Annotated in this window: 13 protein-coding genes and 3 pseudogenes; 13 read left to right on the forward strand and 3 right to left on the reverse strand. The window is 69.0% G+C overall.

The genetic code is table 11. From position 1 onward, the window contains the following. Positions 1-120: 120 nt before the first annotated feature. Both AC4BEG_RS24390 and AC4BEG_RS24395 read left to right on the forward strand, forming a co-directional pair. Positions 121-1,759, forward strand: a pseudogene (locus tag AC4BEG_RS24390) (MFS transporter); the annotation flags it as partial. Positions 1,760-1,868: 109 nt separating this feature from the next. Continuing rightward, positions 1,869-2,261 carry a peptidase inhibitor family I36 protein gene (locus tag AC4BEG_RS24395; RefSeq protein WP_490701882.1) on the forward strand — a complete coding sequence of 131 codons (393 nt, stop codon included), beginning with the start codon at positions 1,869-1,871 and terminating at the stop codon, positions 2,259-2,261. 94 nt (positions 2,262-2,355) lie between these two features. On the opposite strand, the gene aceE is transcribed toward AC4BEG_RS24395, so the two are convergent. After that, positions 2,356-5,085 carry a pyruvate dehydrogenase (acetyl-transferring), homodimeric type gene (gene aceE, locus AC4BEG_RS24400; RefSeq protein WP_490701883.1) on the reverse strand — a complete coding sequence of 910 codons (2,730 nt, stop codon included), beginning with the start codon at positions 5,083-5,085 and terminating at the stop codon, positions 2,356-2,358. Between the two features lie 468 nt (positions 5,086-5,553). On the opposite strand from aceE, the gene AC4BEG_RS24405 reads away from it, so the two are divergent. From AC4BEG_RS24405 to AC4BEG_RS24430, 6 genes are all read left to right on the forward strand, one after another. Beyond that, the gene (locus tag AC4BEG_RS24405) at positions 5,554-5,994 is read left to right on the forward strand and encodes a DUF3052 domain-containing protein (protein ID WP_490701884.1); all 441 of its coding nucleotides are present in this window, start codon (positions 5,554-5,556) and stop codon (positions 5,992-5,994) included. A gap of 115 nt (positions 5,995-6,109) precedes the next feature. Continuing rightward, the gene (locus AC4BEG_RS24410; RefSeq protein ID WP_490701885.1) at positions 6,110-6,568 is read left to right on the forward strand and encodes a peroxiredoxin; all 459 of its coding nucleotides are present in this window, start codon (positions 6,110-6,112) and stop codon (positions 6,566-6,568) included. A 155-nt stretch (positions 6,569-6,723) separates the two neighbouring features. Continuing rightward, positions 6,724-7,299, forward strand: coding sequence for a TerD family protein (locus tag AC4BEG_RS24415; RefSeq protein WP_490701886.1), 576 nt, complete (start codon positions 6,724-6,726; stop codon positions 7,297-7,299). 161 nt (positions 7,300-7,460) lie between these two features. Beyond that, positions 7,461-8,036 (forward strand): TerD family protein, encoded by a 576-nt coding sequence (locus AC4BEG_RS24420; RefSeq protein ID WP_490701887.1) that lies wholly within the window; start codon positions 7,461-7,463, stop codon positions 8,034-8,036. Positions 8,037-8,087: 51 nt separating this feature from the next. Next, positions 8,088-9,260, forward strand: coding sequence for a DUF475 domain-containing protein (locus AC4BEG_RS24425; RefSeq protein ID WP_490701888.1), 1,173 nt, complete (start codon positions 8,088-8,090; stop codon positions 9,258-9,260). A 110-nt stretch (positions 9,261-9,370) separates the two neighbouring features. Further along, a complete protein-coding gene (locus tag AC4BEG_RS24430; protein WP_490701889.1) occupies positions 9,371-10,096 on the forward strand; it encodes a TerD family protein in 726 nt (241 codons plus the stop codon). A 213-nt stretch (positions 10,097-10,309) separates the two neighbouring features. Here the strand turns inward: AC4BEG_RS24430 and AC4BEG_RS24435 are convergent, their stop codons facing one another. After that, a complete protein-coding gene (locus AC4BEG_RS24435) occupies positions 10,310-11,389 on the reverse strand; it encodes a TerD family protein (RefSeq protein WP_490701890.1) in 1,080 nt (359 codons plus the stop codon). Positions 11,390-11,644: 255 nt separating this feature from the next. On the opposite strand from AC4BEG_RS24435, the gene AC4BEG_RS24440 reads away from it, so the two are divergent. From AC4BEG_RS24440 to AC4BEG_RS24460, 5 genes and pseudogenes are all read left to right on the forward strand, one after another. Beyond that, positions 11,645-12,832 carry an HpcH/HpaI aldolase/citrate lyase family protein gene (locus tag AC4BEG_RS24440; protein WP_490701891.1) on the forward strand — a complete coding sequence of 396 codons (1,188 nt, stop codon included), beginning with the start codon at positions 11,645-11,647 and terminating at the stop codon, positions 12,830-12,832. 98 nt (positions 12,833-12,930) lie between these two features. Beyond that, positions 12,931-15,639, forward strand: coding sequence for a phosphoribosyltransferase (locus AC4BEG_RS24445; protein WP_490701892.1), 2,709 nt, complete (start codon positions 12,931-12,933; stop codon positions 15,637-15,639). Next, positions 15,636-16,496 carry an HAD family hydrolase gene (locus AC4BEG_RS24450; RefSeq protein ID WP_490701893.1) on the forward strand — a complete coding sequence of 287 codons (861 nt, stop codon included), beginning with the start codon at positions 15,636-15,638 and terminating at the stop codon, positions 16,494-16,496. The genes AC4BEG_RS24445 and AC4BEG_RS24450 overlap by 4 nt, the downstream gene beginning before the upstream one ends. A 13-nt stretch (positions 16,497-16,509) precedes the next feature. After that, positions 16,510-16,596: pseudogene (locus tag AC4BEG_RS24455) on the forward strand (DNA-binding response regulator); the annotation flags it as partial. A 70-nt stretch (positions 16,597-16,666) separates the two neighbouring features. Then, the gene (locus AC4BEG_RS24460; RefSeq protein WP_490707172.1) at positions 16,667-17,281 is read left to right on the forward strand and encodes an O-methyltransferase; all 615 of its coding nucleotides are present in this window, start codon (positions 16,667-16,669) and stop codon (positions 17,279-17,281) included. 334 nt (positions 17,282-17,615) lie between these two features. On the opposite strand, the pseudogene AC4BEG_RS24465 reads toward AC4BEG_RS24460, so the two are convergent. Beyond that, positions 17,616-18,179 (reverse strand): annotated as a pseudogene (locus AC4BEG_RS24465) (DUF4383 domain-containing protein); the annotation flags it as partial. Positions 18,180-18,199 lie beyond the last annotated feature (20 nt).

The following is an 18,199-nucleotide window of genomic DNA, read 5'->3' on the forward strand; positions in this document are numbered from 1 at the left end:
GGTGTGTCGGGGCTGCGTTCGGCTGCATTCGGGCTGCTCAGATTACCTGTGGGGAAATGGACAGCAACCCGCGGATGATTCCGTTTGTCAAATGTCAGAGGCTGACATTAGCCTCCGGGCATGACGTCTTCGACCACCGTCGCCGGTACCGCGGCGGAACCTCCCCCCATATCCGACCCCCGCAAGGGGCTGCGGGGTCATCCCTGGCTGACGCTGCTGACCGTCGGCTTCGGGGTGGCGATGGTCGCCCTCGACAGCACGATCGTGGCCATCGCCAACCCCGCCATCGCGGAGGACCTCGGCGCCTCGCTCGCCGACGCCCAGTGGATCACCAACGGCTATCTGCTCGCCCTGGCCGTCGCGCTGATCACGGCGGGCAAGCTGGGAGACCGCTTCGGCCACCGGCAGACCTTCCTCATCGGTGTGGTCGGCTTCGCGCTCTCCTCCACGGCCATCGGCTTCTCCTCGACCGTGCCGCTTGTGGTGTCCTTCCGGGTGATCCAGGGCCTGTTCGGCGCGCTGCTGATGCCCGCGGCGCTCGGCCTGCTGCGCGCCACCTTCCCCGCCGAGAAGCTCAACATGGCGATCGGCATCTGGGGCATGGTCATCGGTGCCTCGACGGCGGGTGGACCGATCGTCGGCGGTCTGCTGGTGGAGCACGTCAACTGGCAGTCGGTCTTCTTCATCAATCTGCCGGTCGGTCTGGTCGCCCTGGCCCTCGGCCTGTTCATCCTGGTCGACCACCGCGCCGAGAAGGCCCCGAAGTCCTTTGACATCCCGGGCATCCTGCTGCTGTCCGGCGGGATGTTCTGCCTCATCTGGGCGGTCATCAAGTCCTCGGAGTGGAGCTGGGGCGACCCCAAGACCTTGCTCTTCCTGGGCCTCACGGTGGTCTGCTTCGCGGTGTTCGCCTTCTGGGAGACCCGCACCCCCGAACCGCTGATCCCGCTCGGCATGTTCCGCTCCGTCCCGCTGTCGGCGGGCACCGTGCTGATGGTGCTGATGGCCTTCGGCTTCATGGGCGGGCTCTTCTTCGTGACCTTCTACCTCCAGAACGTGCACGGGATGAGCCCGGTCAAGAGCGGACTCCATCTGCTGCCGCTGACCGGGATGATGATCGTGTCCTCGCCGGTGGCGGGCGCCGTCATCACCAAGGTCGGGCCGCGGATCCCGTTGGTGGTCGCCATGTCGCTGACCGCCGTCGCGCTCTTCGGCGCCTCCACGATGGACGTGGACACCTCCACCCTCGAGATGTCCCTGTGGTTCGGGCTTCTCGGCCTCGGCCTCGCCCCGGTCATGGTCGGTGCCACCGAGGTCATCGTCGGCAACGCGCCGATCGAGCTGTCCGGTGTCGCCGGAGGTCTCCAGCAGGCGTCCATGCAGGTCGGCGGCAGTATCGGTACGGCTGTCCTGGGCGCGGTGATGGCCGCCAAGGTGGACGACGAACTGCCCGGCAAGTGGGCCGGCGCCAAGCTGCCGCCCCTTACGGGTGAGCAGATGTCCAAGGCGTCCGAGGCGGTCGAGGTCGGCCGGGCGCCGATCGCCAAGGGCACTCCGCCCGAGCTCGCAGGGAAGATCACCAGCGTGGCGCATGACACCTTCGTGTCGGGGATGAGCACGGCGTTCATGGTCGCCGGGGTCATCTCGGTGATCGCCGCGGTGGTCGCGGCCTTCACCAAGCGCGGTGCGAACGCGGAGGCGGGCGCCGGGGCGGGTCACATCTGAGGGCCCGGTACGGAAACCGGTTGCGGGGACCGGGCGGGACACCCCCTATCCGGGTGATCCCCGATCAACTCCGTGGTGGACAGCGGGAGTCGGCCGACAGGCTGACTCCCGTTTCTGCTTCACACACGGGGAGTTCGTTCACCATGCGCCCAACGCGCACCATCGTCACCACGACCATCACCGCGGCCGTCTCCGCCCTCGCCCTGGCCCTCACGGTGGCCACGGCCGCACAGGCCCAGGCGGCAAAGCCGCCACGGCTCGGGAACTGCGACGCCGGACAGCTGTGTCTGTGGCACAACGCCGACTTCACCGGGCCACGCCAGGTCCATGAACTGGCCGACACCGACATCGAGAGCTGTATCGCCCTGCCGCCGGGTGCCTCCGCCGCCTCGCTGGCCAACCGCACCGGGCGCCCGGTCACCGCGTACCAGAGCGCGGAGTGTGCCGAGACCGGGGAGTACCACACCTACCCCAGCGGCTCCTGGGTGCCGGAAACCGCTTACCGGGTTCGCGCCGTCAAGATCTGGGAGCGCTGAGGGGCGGTCCAAGGACAAGGACGGGAACAACGAACCCTGGGCGGGCTGGAAGTCCAGCCCGCCCAGGGTTCCGGTCAGTTGCCGTCGACGACGGTTACGCGTCGCCGCCCGCCGGGCCCGGGTCGGCCGCGGTCACGTCCAGCAGCTGGTAGCGGTCGATCGCCTGCTTCAGCGCCGAGCGGTCGATCTTGCCCTCCTTGGCCAGCTCCGTCAGCACCCCGAGCACGATCGACTCCGCGTCGATGTGGAAGAAGCGGCGCGCCGCTCCCCGGGTGTCGGCGAAGCCGAAGCCGTCGGCGCCCAGCGACTGGTAGGTGCCCGGCACCCAGCGCGCGATCTGGTCCGGAACGGCACGCATCCAGTCGGACACGGCCACCTTCGGGCCCTCCACGTCCGCCAGCTTGCGGGTGACGTACGGGACGCGCTCCTCTTCCTCCGGGTGGAGCAGATTGTGCTCCTCGGCCTCGACCGCGTCCCGGCGCAGCTCGTTCCAGGAGGTCGCGGACCAGACGTCGGCCTTGACGTTCCAGTCCTCGGCCAGCATGCGCTGGGCCTCGACCGCCCACGGCACCGCGACACCGGAGGCGAGGATCTGCGCCGGAATCGCGCCCTTCTCGCCCTGCTTGAAGCGGTACAGGCCCTTGAGGATGCCCTCGCGGTCCACGTTCTCGGGCTCGGCCGGGTGCTGGATGGGCTCGTTGTAGACGGTGAGGTAGTAGAAGACGTCCTCACTGTTCTCGCCGTACATCCGGCGCAGACCGTCCTGCACGATGTGGGCGATCTCGAAGCCGAACGCCGGGTCGTACGCGACGACCGCGGGGTTGGTCGAGGCCAGCAGCTGGGAGTGGCCGTCGGCGTGCTGGAGACCCTCACCGGTCAGGGTCGTACGACCGGCGGTCGCGCCCAGAACGAAACCGCGCGCGAGCTGGTCGGCCATCTGCCAGAACTGGTCGCCCGTGCGCTGGAAGCCGAACATCGAGTAGAAGACATAGACCGGGATCATCGGCTCGCCGTGGGTGGCGTAGGCCGAGCCCGCCGCGATCAGCGAGGCCGTACAGCCCGCCTCGGAGATGCCGTCGTGCAGCATCTGCCCGGTCGGCGACTCCTTGTACGCCAGCAGCAGCTCACGGTCGACCGACTCGTAGGTCTGGCCCAGCGGGTTGTAGATCTTCGCCGAGGGGAACAGCGAGTCCATACCGAAGGTGCGGTACTCGTCCGGGGCGATCGGCACAAAGCGCTTGCCGATCTCCTTGTCCCGCATCAGGTCCTTCAGCAGCCGGACGAACGCCATGGTGGTGGCGATGGACTGCTGGCCGGAGCCCTTCTTCACCGCCGCGTAGGTCTTGTCGCCCGGCAGCGCCAGCGGCTTCGCGCGCACGACACGGGTCGGCGCGTAGCCGCCCAGCGCCTTGCGGCGGTCGTGCATGTACTGGATCTCCTCGGAGTCCCGGCCCGGGTGGTAGTACGGCGGGAGGCCGGACTCCAGCTCCTTGTCCGGGATCGGCAGGTGCAGCCGGTCGCGGAAGCCCTTGAGGTCGTCGACGGTCAGCTTCTTCATCTGGTGGGTCGCGTTGCGGCCCTCGAAGTTCGGGCCGAGCGTCCAGCCCTTGACCGTCTGGGCCAGGATCACGGTCGGCTGGCCCTTGTGGGCCTTGGCCGCCGCGTAGGCCGCGTAGATCTTCCGGTGGTCGTGACCGCCACGGCCCAGGTGCAGGATCTGGTCGTCGGTCATGTGCTCGACCATCGAGCGCAGCCGCTGGTCGTCACCGAAGAAGTGCTCGCGGATGTAGGCGCCGGTCTCGGTCGCGTAGGTCTGGAACTGACCGTCCGGTGTGGTGTTGAGCTTGTTGACCAGCAGACCGGTGCGGTCCTGGGCGAGCAGCGGGTCCCAGCTGCGGTCCCACACCAGCTTGATCACGTTCCAGCCGGCGCCGCGGAACTGCGACTCCAGCTCCTGGATGATCTTGCCGTTGCCGCGCACCGGACCGTCGAGCCGCTGGAGGTTGCAGTTGACGACGAAGGTCAGGTTGTCCAGGCCCTCACGGGCGGCCAGGGAGAGCTGGCCGAGCGACTCCGGCTCGTCCATCTCGCCGTCGCCCAGGAACGCCCACACATGGGAGTTGGAGGTGTCGGCGATGCCGCGCGACTCCATGTAGCGGTTCATCCGGGCCTGGTAGATCGCGCCCAGCGGGCCGAGGCCCATGGAGACGGTCGGGAACTCCCAGAAGTCCGGCATCGACCGCGGATGCGGGTAGCTGGACAGCGCGTGACCGGCCTTGGACTTCTCCTGACGGAATCCGTCCAGGTGCGCGTCGCTCAGCCGGTCCAGCAGGAAGGCACGGGCGTAGATACCGGGGGAGGCATGGCCCTGGAAGAAGATCTGGTCGCCGCTGTCGTGGTCCTTGCCGCGGAAGAAGTGGTTGAAGCCCACGTCGTACAGCGAGGCGGAGGAGGCGAAGGTGGCGATATGGCCACCCACTCCGATGCCCGGACGCTGGGCCCGGGAGACCATCACCGCCGCGTTCCAGCGGGTCGCGTTGAGGATCTTGCGCTCGATTTCCTCGTTGCCGGGGAAGAACGGCTCGTCCTTGGTGGCGATGGTGTTGACATAGTCCGTGCTGCGCATCTCGGGCACGGCCACCCGCTTCTCGCGGGCGCGCTCGATCAGGCGAAGCATCAGGTAGCGGGCACGTTCCCGGCCACGCTCATCGACAGCTGCGTCGAGCGAGTCGAGCCATTCCTGGGTTTCCTCGGGATCGAAGTCCGGGACCTGGCTGGGAAGGCCGCCAATGATGATCGGGTTGCGATCGGATCCGGAAGCCACGCTATTCCTTCGCTTTTCGGTCGTGCTGTGCACGGACATGGATTCATGCTCTATTGGTCGCGCCGGTCTCCATCGTGTACCTCGGGTACGGGATACGTCACCTCTACTGAGTGGTAACCGGCACCAGGCGAGATGGGCGCTGCGGGCCGGTCGGGTGTGACGGCCAAATCGCAACCTTACGCCCACGACGGAGGGCACCTGCGTACGACCGTTCGGCTCCGGGTCGGCGTAGGGTGGCGATACACACACGTAAGCGGGACATAATGGGGCAACCGAGGCGTCTTTCCGCTGATTCGCGCCGTTCCTCCATGATGGGAGTTGCGGCGAGACGTCAACGTTTGGGCGGGATCGCTGGCCGGGTACTTGCGCGATCCGCCCGGCCCGTGTGGACTACGCCCCATGCCCCCCGCGTACGCGCGCGGGGTCACCGGATCCGAAGAGTGAACGAAAGATGACAGGAGGCAATCCGTGAGCGCGACCGCGGACCACGCGGAGGAGCAGACCAACCTGGCCGCGAGGCTGGGTTTCCAGCCCGAGCAGGTGGTCCAGGAGATCGGCTACGACGACGATGTCGACCAGGAGCTCCGCGAGTCCATCGAGGAGATCACCGGCCAGGAGCTCGTCGACGAGGAGTACGACGACGTGGCCGACGCCGTGGTGCTGTGGTTCCGAGAGGACGACGGCGATCTGACGGACGCGCTGGTGGACGCCATCCAGATGATCGACGACGGCGCCCCGGTGTGGCTGCTGACGCCCAAGACCGGCCGCGACGGCTATGTCGAGCCGAGCGACATCAATGAGGCCGCGACCACCGCGGGCCTTTCCCAGACCAAGAGCTTCAACGCGGGCAAGGACTGGACCGGCAGCCGCCTGGTCACTCCGAAGGCCGCCCGCAGCGGCAAGCGCTGAGACTGGGAAACCACACATCCGAGCCCCCCTCCGTTCGCTTTCGGAGGGGGGCTCGGCGCGTAGGGTGGACGCCACCGCACGTGATCACATGAGTGAGAGAGCGAAGGGACATCCCATGGCGATAGAGGTCGGTTCCAAGGCCCCCGACTTCGAGCTGAAGAGCCAGCACGGAGAGACGGTCAGGCTCTCCGACTTCCGCGGCGAGAAGAACGTGGTGCTCCTCTTCTACCCGTTCGCCTTCACCGGCGTCTGCACCGGCGAGCTGTGCGCCCTCCGCGATGAGCTGCCGACCTTCGTCAATGACGAGGTGCAGCTGCTCGCGGTCTCCAATGACTCGCCCTTCAGCCTGCGCGTCTTCGCCGAGCAGGAGGGGCTTGAGTACCCGCTGCTGTCGGACTTCTGGCCGCACGGCGAGGCCAGCCGCGCCTACGGCGTCTTCGACGAGGAGAAGGGCTGCGCGGTGCGCGGCACGTTCGTGATCGACAAGGAGGGCGTGGTGCGCTGGACCGTGGTCAACGGTCTGCCCGACGCCCGGGACCTCAATGAGTACGTGAAGGCCCTCGAGGCGCTCTGAGTCTCGGCGCACGCCGCGAAACCCTGTGGCCGCCGGGAACCGCTCACTAGGATCGACGCGTTGATCCTTGTGGGTTCCGTAAGGCGCGCCACAGGTATCCGCATCCACTATGAGGGGGCACGCAGTGCTCCTGACGAACCTTTTTGGGAGGACTCGTGGGAGTCAGCCTCAGCAAGGGCGGCAACGTCTCGCTGACCAAGGAAGCCCCGAACCTGACCGCCGTGATCGTCGGTCTGGGCTGGGACGCCCGTACCACCACGGGCACTGACTTCGACCTCGACGCCAGTGCTCTGCTGACCAACACCGAGGGCAAGGTCGCCAACGACCAGAACTTCGTGTTCTTCAACAACCTCAAGAGCCCGGACGGCTCCGTCGAGCACACCGGTGACAACCTCACCGGTGAGGGCGAGGGCGACGACGAGCAGATCAAGGTGAACCTGGCCGGGGTCCCGGCCGATGTCGCCAAGATCGTGTTCCCGGTGTCGATCTACGACGCCGAGTCCCGCCAGCAGAGCTTCGGCCAGGTGCGCAACGCGTTCATCCGCGTCGTCAACCAGGCCGACGGCAATGAGCTGGCCCGCTACGACCTGTCCGAGGACGCCTCGACCGAGACCGCCATGGTCTTCGGCGAGCTGTACCGGAACGGGGCGGAGTGGAAGTTCCGCGCCATCGGCCAGGGGTACGCCTCCGGGCTGCGTGGCATCGCGCAGGACTTCGGCGTCAACGTCTGACAGCCGCCACGGCGATCCGTGGACCGCGCGTGCGCATCGCCCGCCGGTGGGCACCCGCGTCCGTCACGGCATCACCGCGTCCGGCGCCGCATCCCTGCACCCGGCAGGAGTGCGGCGCCGGACGCGCTTCGCGCACGCAACACCGGGGAGGAACCAGGATCATGGGCGTTACGCTCGCCAAGGGGGGCAATGTCTCCCTCTCGAAGGCCGCGCCGAATCTCACACATGTGCTCGTCGGCCTGGGATGGGACGCGCGCTCCACCACCGGAGCGCCGTTCGACCTCGACGCCAGCGCACTGCTGTGCCAGAACGGGCGGGTGCTCGGAGACGAGTACTTCGTCTTCTACAACAATCTCAAGAGCCCCGAGGGCTCCGTGGAGCACACCGGTGACAACCTCACCGGTGAGGGCGAGGGCGACGACGAGTCGCTGCTGATCGATCTCGCCAGTGTCCCGCCCCAGGTCGACAAGATCGTCTTCCCCGTGTCGATCCATGACGCCGATGCCAGGCGTCAGACGTTCGGGCAGGTCAGCAATGCCTTCATCCGGGTGGTGAACCAGGCCGACGGTCAGGAGCTGGCCCGCTACGACCTCTCCGAGGACGCCTCCGGCGAGACCGCGATGATCTTCGGCGAGGTCTATCGCTACGGCGGTGAATGGAAGTTCAGGGCCGTGGGCCAGGGGTACGCGTCAGGCCTGCGGGGCATCGCTCTAGACTTCGGGGTCAACGTTTCGTAAAGCCGCGTACAGCGCGCGGGGGAGACCTTACGAAGAAGGATTGGGTTGCCTGTGCTCCTCAAAACCTTTGGTTGGTCGTTCGCCGTAACGGCGGGCGGTCTGGCCTTGGCCGGCGTCCTCTGGGGGTGGAAGGGGCTCGCGATCGTCGGGATCCTCTCGATCCTGGAGATTTCGCTCTCGTTCGACAATGCCGTCATCAATGCGGGCATTCTCCGCAAGATGAATGCCTTCTGGCAGAAGATCTTCCTGACCGTCGGCATTCTGATCGCCGTCTTCGGTATGCGGCTCGTCTTCCCGGTGGTGATCGTCGCCATCACCGCGAAACTGGGGCCGATCGAGGCCGTGGACCTGGCGATCAACGACAAGGACAAGTACGAACACCTGGTCACGGCGGCCCATCCGTCGATCGCCGCCTTCGGTGGGATGTTCCTGCTGATGATCTTCCTCGACTTCGTCTTCGAGGAGCGGGACATCAAGTGGCTGGCCTGGCTGGAGAAGCCCCTGGCCAAGCTGGGCAAGCTGGACACCTTCTCGATCGTGATCGCCCTGGTGACCCTGCTGATCACCGCGACCACCGTGGCCACCGATGTGGCTCACGGCGGCGGTGACAAGAGCTCCACCGTCCTGCTCTCCGGTGTCGCCGGTCTGGTCACCTATCTGATCGTCGGCGGTATCTCGGGCTACTTCGAGGACAGGCTCGAAGAGGACGAGGAGGACGACGAGGACGAGAGCGACGAGAAGAGCGGCAAGGACAACGCCGACGAGAAGGCCGTGGCCGCGAACGGCGGTCAGCGCGGTGGGGCCACCGTGATGGGCCTGGCCGGCAAGGCCGCGTTCTTCATGTTCCTCTACCTCGAGGTCATCGACGCGTCGTTCTCCTTCGACGGTGTCATCAGCGCCTTCGCGATCACCAACGACATCTTCGAGATTGGGCTGGGTCTGGGCATCGGTGCGATGTACATCCGGTCGCTGACCGTCTACCTGGTCCGCAAGGGCACCCTGGACGACTACGTCTACCTGGAGCACGGCGCGCACTACGCCATCGGCGCGCTGGCCGTCATCCTGCTCGTCACCATCAAGTACGAGATCCACGAGGTCATCACCGGCCTGGTGGGTGTGGTGCTGATCGGCGCCTCGTACTGGTCCTCGGTGGTGCGCAACCGCCGGGAAGGCGCAGCGGGCGAGGGTTCCGAGACAAAGACGGAAGTCACCTCCGGAGTGTGACCGGGGGGCGATTGAGGAACGCTCTGAGCGGGGCGGCCGAGAGTATGAGCTCCCGGCCGCCCCGCGGCAGTTGATACCGGCGAAAGCCATGAAGGGTGGGGGTGCGCACGATGGCGTTCTGGAGCAACTGGGGGCGGGCCGCGTGGCGCGAGTTCGACAGTGGAGACGCGTCCGGGGTGGTCGAGCTGACCAAGCGGCACTCCATGATCTCCCTGACCAAGCAGGGCGCCGCCAGTGGCAACCTCCGGATCAACCTCTCCTGGCAGATGCGGACCTCGGACTTCAACGAGTCCGGACGCGTCTCGCTGCGTCATCCGCTGCGGATGTTCAAGCCTCAGGTGGTCCAGGCCCAGGGACCGGCCATGGTCAATGTGGACCTCGACCTGGCGGTGATGTACGAGCTGAAGAGCGGATCCAAGGGTGTGGTCCAGCCGCTCGGCAACTTCTACGGCAATCTCAATGAGCCGCCGTACGTCAAGCTCAGCGGCGACGACCGGTTCGGGTCGGGCTCCGGCGAGACGATCTACATCAACATGGACCACAAGGACGACATCAAGCGGCTGCTGGTGTTCGTCTACATCTACGACGGCACCCCTGCCTTCGACCGCACCCATGGCATGGTCACGCTCTACCCGAGCAATGGCCCCCGGGTGGAGATCGCCCTGCACGAGCGGGCCCCACAGGCCCGCTCCTGCGCTGTGGTCATGATCGAGAACGTCAAGGGCGAGATGGTGGTGCGGCGCGAGGTGAAGTACGTCTACGGCTTCCAGGCGGAGCTGGACCGGCTGTACGGCTGGGGGCTCCAGTGGGGCCGCGGCTACAAGTCCAAGGTCTAGGTCCTGTCCTGTCGATCTTCGTGGATCAGCCCGCGGCGTCTGGTGAGGGGGCACCTCCCAGCGGTAGCTGGGGGAGGATCGCAAGGCGGAGGGTCGTCCTCGTACTGGGCGTACTCGGAAGATCCCGACAACGCGGCGAGGCGCGGTGCCAGGCGTCGCGGGCCCGCGAAGATCGGCAGGACAGGGCCTGGCCCCGGGCCGGTCCCGCCCGCGTTACCGGTTCTGGAACTGCGGCCCCTGCGGCGGCAGCGTGAAGTTGGGGTCCGGCACCGGCGCGGGCAGCGGCGGCGGGGGCGGCACCGCCCCGGTCGGCTGCATCTGCTGCGGATAGCCGTACGCGGGCGGCTGCGGATAGCCGTACGACGGCTGCGGAGGGTAGGGCGCCTGCGCCGGCGGCGGCGGATAGCCCCCGGGCGGCGGCGGGGGCGGCGCGGTGGGCTGCGGCGGCACAGGGCCGTAACCGTCGCTCTGCGCCGCGGCGGGGGACATCCGCTGCGGGTCCCACGGGTCCGGGGTCGGCCCCTGCGGATGCGGCTGGGGGTGCGGTGGCGGATAGCCGTAACCGGCCGCGGGCACCTGCGGTGGCAGTGCCTGGGTCTCGGCTTGCGACGGGGTCGGGGAGGACGACGGCGCCGAGGTCGGCGGGGGAGGCGGAGTCGGAGAGGGGGGCGACGGTGGTGCGGCGGAGGCGGACGGAGGCTCGGTGGCGCTCCCGGACTCCGGCTCGGGCTTGGCGCCCGCGCCCTCACCGTCGTCCACCGAGATGCCGTACTCGGTGGCCAGCCCGACCAGGCCGGTGTCATAACCCTGGCCCAGCGCGCGGAACTTCCAGCTGTCCTTGCGCCGGTACAGCTCCCCGCAGATCAGCGCGGCTTCCTTGCCCGTCTCCGGCTGCACCTCGAAGATCGCGATCGGCTCCGCGTCCGGCGCGGCCGAGGCGTCGTACAGCAGCAGGCTCAGATCCCGTACCTGCCCGAAGGTGCCGCCGTCCGCGGACGCGGCCAGCACCACCCGGCGCACCTCCGCCTCCAGACCGGACAGCTCGGCCTCGATGGTGTCGGTCAGCCCTTCCGGCAACCGCTTCTTGGGCAGATGGCGGACCAGGCCCGAGGGGTGCCGCGGCTGGTTGTAGAAGACGAAGTCCTCGTCCGAACGCACGTGGTCGTCCTCGGCCAGCAGCAGCGCCGAGGCATCGACATCGGGTACGTCGGTGCCGGAGGTCCAGCGCAGCACCGCGCGTATGGCCGTGGTCTCGAGCGGGATGTTCGATCCCTTCAGCATCGCGTGCGTCATGGCCGCAATCCTGCCCTCCCCGAGGGCCCTGGGACAACGCAGGGTGCCACGGCGGAGGCGGTACGCGTCCGTAGTGCGGGGGCGTGAGGGGCGGGGACGCGGGGATGCGGGGCGGTGTGGACATGGATCCGACCCAGACCGGTTACGCGATTTTCACGGTCTTGGGGAACTTTTGACCCTTGCCCGCACGTACGATTATCGGCCAATCGGGGGTCGTCAGGCCCCTACCGGGTACGGGCAGCACGGGGGAGATATATGAGGCATTTTGGACATCTGCCGGATGAGGTGCGGTCGAGTCTCTTTTATCGGGAGCCCGGCGAATTCACCGTGTCCTCGCCCGCCCGGACCCTGGCGGTCGCCCTCGGTGCCACCCTCTACTCGCCCGCCACCCGGCCCCGGCTCGCCGATGACATCGTCAAACAGGCAGGTCGCGGCGTGGTGTCCATGGTGCTGTGCCTGGAGGACTCCATCCATGACGCCGAGGTCGCCGGTGCGGAGGAGAATCTCGTACGCCAGCTCGGCGCACTCGCCGAGGGGGATCCGGACGCCGCGCTGCCACTGCTGTTCATCCGGGTCCGCACTCCGGACCAGATCGTCGATCTGGTCCGGAGGCTGGGTCCGGCCATCCGGCTGCTGTCCGGATTCGTACTGCCGAAGTTCACCGAGGAGCGGGGTGCTTCCTTCCTCGAGGCGCTGATCTCCGCCGAAACCGCCGAGACGGTGGCCGTCCTGGGCGGACGGCGGCTCTTCGCGATGCCGGTGCTGGAATCCCCCGAGCTGATGCACCGGGAGACCCGTACCGAGACCCTCAGCGGCATAGGCCGGATCGTCGACAAGTACCGGGAGCGGGTGCTCGCGCTGCGGCTCGGCGTCACCGATCTGTGCTCCGCGTACGGGCTGCGCCGGGCGCCCGACATGACCGCCTACGACGTCCAGCTCATCGCCTCCGTGATCGGGGACGTGGTGAACATGCTGGGCCGGGCCGACGGCACCGGCTTCACGGTCACCGGCCCGGTGTGGGAGTACTTCAAACAGCATGAGCGGATGTTCAAACCGCAGCTGCGGCTCAGCCCCTTCAGCGGACGCGCGGAGGCGCTGCGCACCGCGCTCATCGAGCACGACATGGACGGTCTGCTGCGCGAGATCGAGCTGGACCGGGCGAACGGCCTGATGGGCAAGACCTGTATCCACCCCACCCATGTCGCCCCCGTGCACGCGCTCTCCGTCGTCAGCCACGAGGAGTTCAGCGACGCGGCGGACATCCTGGAGCCCGAGCGGTACGGGGGCGGGGTGCTGCGCTCCTCGTACACCAACAAGATGAACGAGGTGAAGCCGCACCGGGCCTGGGCCGAGCGCACCATGCTGCGCGCGGAGGTCTTCGGCGTCGCGAGGGAGGATGTGAGCTTCGTGGAGTTGCTGTCGGCGAGCTTGCCGACAGGCTGAGCCCGCCCCGCCGGGGCCCGGCCGGGGCCCGGCGGAAACGGCTGGGGCTGTGGGGACGCTGAAAGTCACGGGGGGCTGATGCAGAGAAGAACGTGGGAATGAGCGAGAGAGACGAGGCGTACGGCGTGGTGTGGTCGGGACAGTGGGTCGCGGACCGGCTGGGGGTACGGCTCGACGGCGGCGAGGAGCTGACCGGGCTGCTGGGGCTGGCGCTGCGGCGCAACCCCAAGCGCGCCCATCTGCTGGTGTCGAATGTGCTCGGCAAGCATGTCCCGCAGCGCCCCGCCGCGGTTCACGGCGCGGGCGTACGGCTCGGCCGCCGGGTCCGGGAGCTGCTGGGCGAGGAGGCCGCGGCCCGCGCGGTGGTGCTCGGATACGCCGAGACGGCCACCGGTCTGGGGCACAGCGTCGCGGACGGCCTCGCCCTCGCGCCGTATCTGCACTCGACCCGCCGCCCGGTCGACGGCGTCGCGGCCGTCGGCGGTTTCGAGGAGGAGCACAGCCACGCCACCTCCCATCTGCTGCTGCCGGAGGACCCGGGGCTGCTGGCCGGTGACGGTCCGCTGGTCCTGGTGGACGACGAGTTCTCGACCGGCCGCACGGTGCTCAACACCATCGCCGCCCTGCACCGGCGCTTCCCCCGCGACCACTATGTGGTCGTCGCCCTGGTCGATATGCGCTCCGCCGAGGACCGCGCCCGGCTGGACGCGTTCACGGCCGAACTCGGCGCCCGGGTGGACCTGATCGCCGCCGCCACGGGCACGGTCCACCTCCCCGAGGGCGTCCTCGAGCGCGGACAGCGGCTGGTGGCCGAGCATGAGCACGAGCCCGTCCACGCCGTCCACGAGCCCGTCCACGAGCTCGCCCACGAGCCCGGCCACACGGCCGTATCGTCCGCCGCCGTCCGCGTCGAGCTGGGCTGGCCCGAGGGGCTGCCCGACGGCGGTCGGCACGGCTTCACCCCCGCCCACCGCGCCCGGCTGGAGGCGGCGCTCCCCGGCATGGCGTCCCGGATCGCCGCGGCGCTGCCGACGCCGGGTGACGGCACCCGCTCCCCGGACACCCGCCCCCGGGACACCCGCCCCCAGGACTCCCGCCCCCGGGTCCTCGTTCTCGGCTTCGAGGAGCTGATGTACGCGCCGCTGCGGCTCGCCGAAGCGCTGGAGGACGCCCTCGACGGGGCCGAGGTGCGCTACTCGACCACCACACGCTCGCCCGTGCTCGCCGTCGACGACCCCGGCTACGCCATCCGCACCCGGATCGCGTTCCCCGCCCATGACGGTCCCGCCGACGGCCCCGGCCCGCGCTTCGCGTACAACGTGGCGCCCGGCGGCGACCCCGCACGGCGTTTCGACGCGGTCGTCGCCGTCGTCGACTCGGCCGCCGACACCGCCGCGCTGCACGCCCCCGACGGGCTGCTCGCCCGGCTGGCGCCGCACACCGACCGGGTGCTGCTCGCCGTCGTCCCGTCCCATGTGCCCGCCGCGCCCTCCGAGCCTTGCTCCCCAATCCCCGTCCCCCGCACCGAACGGCAGGCCCCCGGTATGCCCCCATCACCCCAGGAACCCCTGCGCGGACCCGACTTCTCCTCCTACGCCCCCGACGACGTCGGCTGGCTGCTCCAGGACTTCTCGCACGTCACGCTGGAGGCCCCCACCGAGGAGCGCGAGGAGGCGATCCAGAGCGGCGGTGCGCACTACGCCGAGTCGCTGCCCCAGGAGTACCAGCCGAGCGAGGAGTACCAGGCGCTGTTCCGGGCCGCGCTGACCGCCTCGGCCGCCCGGATCGCGCGCGCCGTCGGCACCGTCACCGAGACCGTGCTCGCCGAGCGCTCACCCCGCCCCGTACTGGTCTCGCTGGCTCGCGCCGGAACCCCCGTCGGCGTGCTGATGCGCCGCTGGGCGCGGCATGTGCACGGGCTCGATCTGCCGCACTACGCGATCTCCATCGTGCGCGGCCGCGGAATCGACACCGCCGCGCTGCGCTGGCTGGCGGACCATCACGACCCGTCCGACATCGTCTTCGTCGACGGCTGGACCGGCAAGGGCGCGATCACCCGCGAACTGGCGGACGCCGTGGCCCCGTACCCGGACATCGACCCGCGGATCGCCGTCCTCGCCGACCCGGGCCGCTGTGTCGAGACCTACGGCACCCGGGACGACTTCCTCGTCCCCTCCGCCTGCCTCAACTCCACCGTCTCCGGGCTGATATCGCGCACCGTGCTCCGCGCCGACCTGGTCGGACCGGACGACTTCCACGGCGCGAAGTTCTACCGGGAACTGGCCGAATCCGATGTCTCCGGGCACTTCCTGGACGCTGTCGCCGCCCACTTCGACGAGGTCGCCGAGGACGTCGCGGCCGACGTCAAGCAACTCGCCGCCGCCGACCGCACTCCGACCTGGGAGGGCTGGGCCGCCGTCGAGCGGATCAGCGAGGCGTACGGCATCCATGACGTCAATTTGGTCAAGCCGGGCGTCGGCGAGACCACCCGGGTGCTGCTGCGCCGCGTCCCGTGGAAAATCCTCGCCAAGCGCGGCGCGGGCGCGGACCTGGACCACGTACGGCTGCTGGCCGAACAGCGCGGCGTACCGGTGGAGGAGACCGACGATCTGCCCTACACCTGCGTCGGGCTGATCCATCCGCGCTACACCCGCGGCGCCATCGGAGCGGACGGAAAAGCGGTCCACGTCACAGCCGATGACGGCGCGGTCGGCCACACTACGCCTGACAGCCACCTGGCTGAAAACAACCCAACAGACAAGAACGACGAGAACGTGGTCGAGAGAAGAACGGCGGACGCGCGATGAGTGTTGTGGTGGCGAGTGACCTCGACCGCACCCTGATCTATTCGGCGGCCGCGCTCGGCCTGGACATGCCGGACGCCGAGGCCCCGCGGCTGATGTGCGTCGAGGTGTACGAGGGCAAGCCGCTGTCGTACATGACCGAGACCGCGGCCGGGCTGCTCGCCGAACTGGCCCGCACCTCGGTCTTCGTACCGACTACGACCCGCACCCCCGAGCAGTACCGCCGGGTCCGCCTCCCCGGCCCGCCGTCCCGCTTCGCGGTCTGCGCCAACGGCGGTCATCTGCTGATCGACGGCGAGTCCGACCCCGAGTGGCACACGAGTGTGCGCGCCCGCCTCGACGGCGAATGCGCCGCGCTCGGCGAGATCACCGCCCACCTCAGCGCCACCGCCGACGCCGGCTGGCTGCTCAAGGAGCGAGTGGCGGACGACCTGTTCGCCTATCTCGTGGTCGAACGGGACCAACTGCCCGCGGATTACGTCAAGGAGTTGACGGAGTGGGCGGAGCCGCGCGGCTGGACCGTATCCCTCCAGGGCCGCAAGCTCTACGCCGTACCGAAGCCGCTCACCAAGAGCGCGGCGGTGGCCGAGATCAAGCGGCGTACCGGGGCGGACGAGGTGCTCGCGGCCGGTGATTCGCTGCTGGACACCGATCTGCTGCTGTTCGCCGACCGCGGCTGGCGTCCGGGCCACGGCGAACTGGCCGACGCGGGCTGGTCCGCGCCGGAGGTGACCGAGCTCGAGGAGCGGGGCGTGGCGGCGGGCGAGGCCATCATCCGCGCCCTGTCCGAGCGCGCCTCGGTCACCTGGGCGCGGGCGCGCAGCGAGGTCATCCGCGCCGTTTCCCGTGGCCGGGGCTGACCGGCCGGACGGCGACGCGATCTTCGGCAGGCTCGAACTCCCCGGCAGCTCGGGTTACAGTCGCCGGGTCCTTGCTGTACTGCGCTTGCTGGGCAGTTGAGCGAAGAATCGAAGGGGGACCCGTGGCCAAGAGCAAGAGCACGCCGATCACGTCCGAGCTGTATGAGTACATGCTGCGGCACAATCCGCAGCTCGACCCCGTGCAGCGTGAGCTCGTCGAGGCCACGCACACCCGGCTGCCCGAGTACGCCGCGATGCAGTCGGCCGAGGAGCAGGGCCCGCTGCTGGCGTTCCTGGTCCGGCTGACCGGCGCCCGCCACATCGTCGAGGTCGGCACCTTCACGGGCTTCTCCGCGCTGGCCATGGCGCAGGCGCTGCCCGCCGACGGCAAGCTGATCGCCTGCGACGTCTCGGAGGAGTGGACCGCGTACGGGCGGGAGGCGTGGGCGAAGGCGGGTGTCGCCGACCGTATCGACCTGCGGATCGCGCCCGCGCTGGAGACGCTGCGGGCGATGCCCGCCGAGCCGCATATCGACTTCGTCTACCTCGACGCGGACAAGGTGAGCTACGTCGACTACTGGGAGGAGTTGGTGCCGCGACTGAACCCCGGCGGGGTGATCGTCGCGGACAACGTCTTCTACAACGGGGACGTCACCGATCCGGCGGCGACCGGCTCGGGCGCCGCGATCCGGACGTTCAACGATCATGTGGCCGCGGACGACCGGATGGAAGCGATCATGCTGACGGTCGCGGACGGGCTCACTGTGGCCCGCCGCCGCGGCTGAACCGGTCGCGCAGCCGCCGGTGCTGCCGGTGGCGCGGGGGCGGTTCCTGAGTGTCCTGCCGCTCCGGGGGCGGGGCTGCCTTCTCCCCTTCCCGGGGCGGGGCTTCCTTGCCGGGCTGATCGTGCTTGCCCCACTTACCCGGCGGTTGGCCGGAGCGCGAGCCGCCCTCGCCCTCCTTCTCGCCCTTGCCCGTGGGTTCACCGGGCCGGTCCAGCGTGCCCCACTTCCCGGGCGGCTGACCGGCCCGCTTCCCCGGCTCCTCCGACTCGGCCGACTCCGCCGTCCCCCCACCGGCGCGCTCGATGGCGCGGAGGCGTGCGGCGGCGGCCGCATGGGCCCGGTCCTCGCGTTCGGCCAAGTCGGGGTGGCGGGCCCGCCAGTACGGATTGTCGTGCGGCAGCTTGCTGCTGACCCGCCCGTACATGCCGAACCACATCAGCATCAGCCCGACCACAAAGCTGAACAGCACGTTCTGGAGGCGGAACGCCAGGAAGTTGAAGTCGGTCTCCAGCAGGGCGAGATTGACGAACCCGCTCAGCAGGAAGAGGACGCCGAGCACGATATTGAGCGTCGAGGCGAAATTGCCGCCGATGACCGTGCCGACGAACAGCAACAGCCCGATGACGATGGACAGCACGCTCAGCGCACCGTTGGTGTTGAGCCCGGCGACCGTGTTGTCACCGGTGGCAAAGAACCCGATCTTGTTGACCAGGCCGAGGATGCCGAAGGCGACCAGGACGAGCCCGGTGAGCCCGGCCCCGATGCGGTAGACCTGGCTCAGCCGGTGATCGACGGGCAGATGCTCGTCGAGTGTGGTGTGCCCACCGATCCGCTCGGGGAAATGCCGTGCGATTCCCGCGGGGTGTGCGCCGATGGGGGAGGGGCGGCCCGTAGCCATCTCCGGCCTCCTTTGCTTCG

The organism is Streptomyces sp. JLBJ103 (assembly GCF_058215575.1).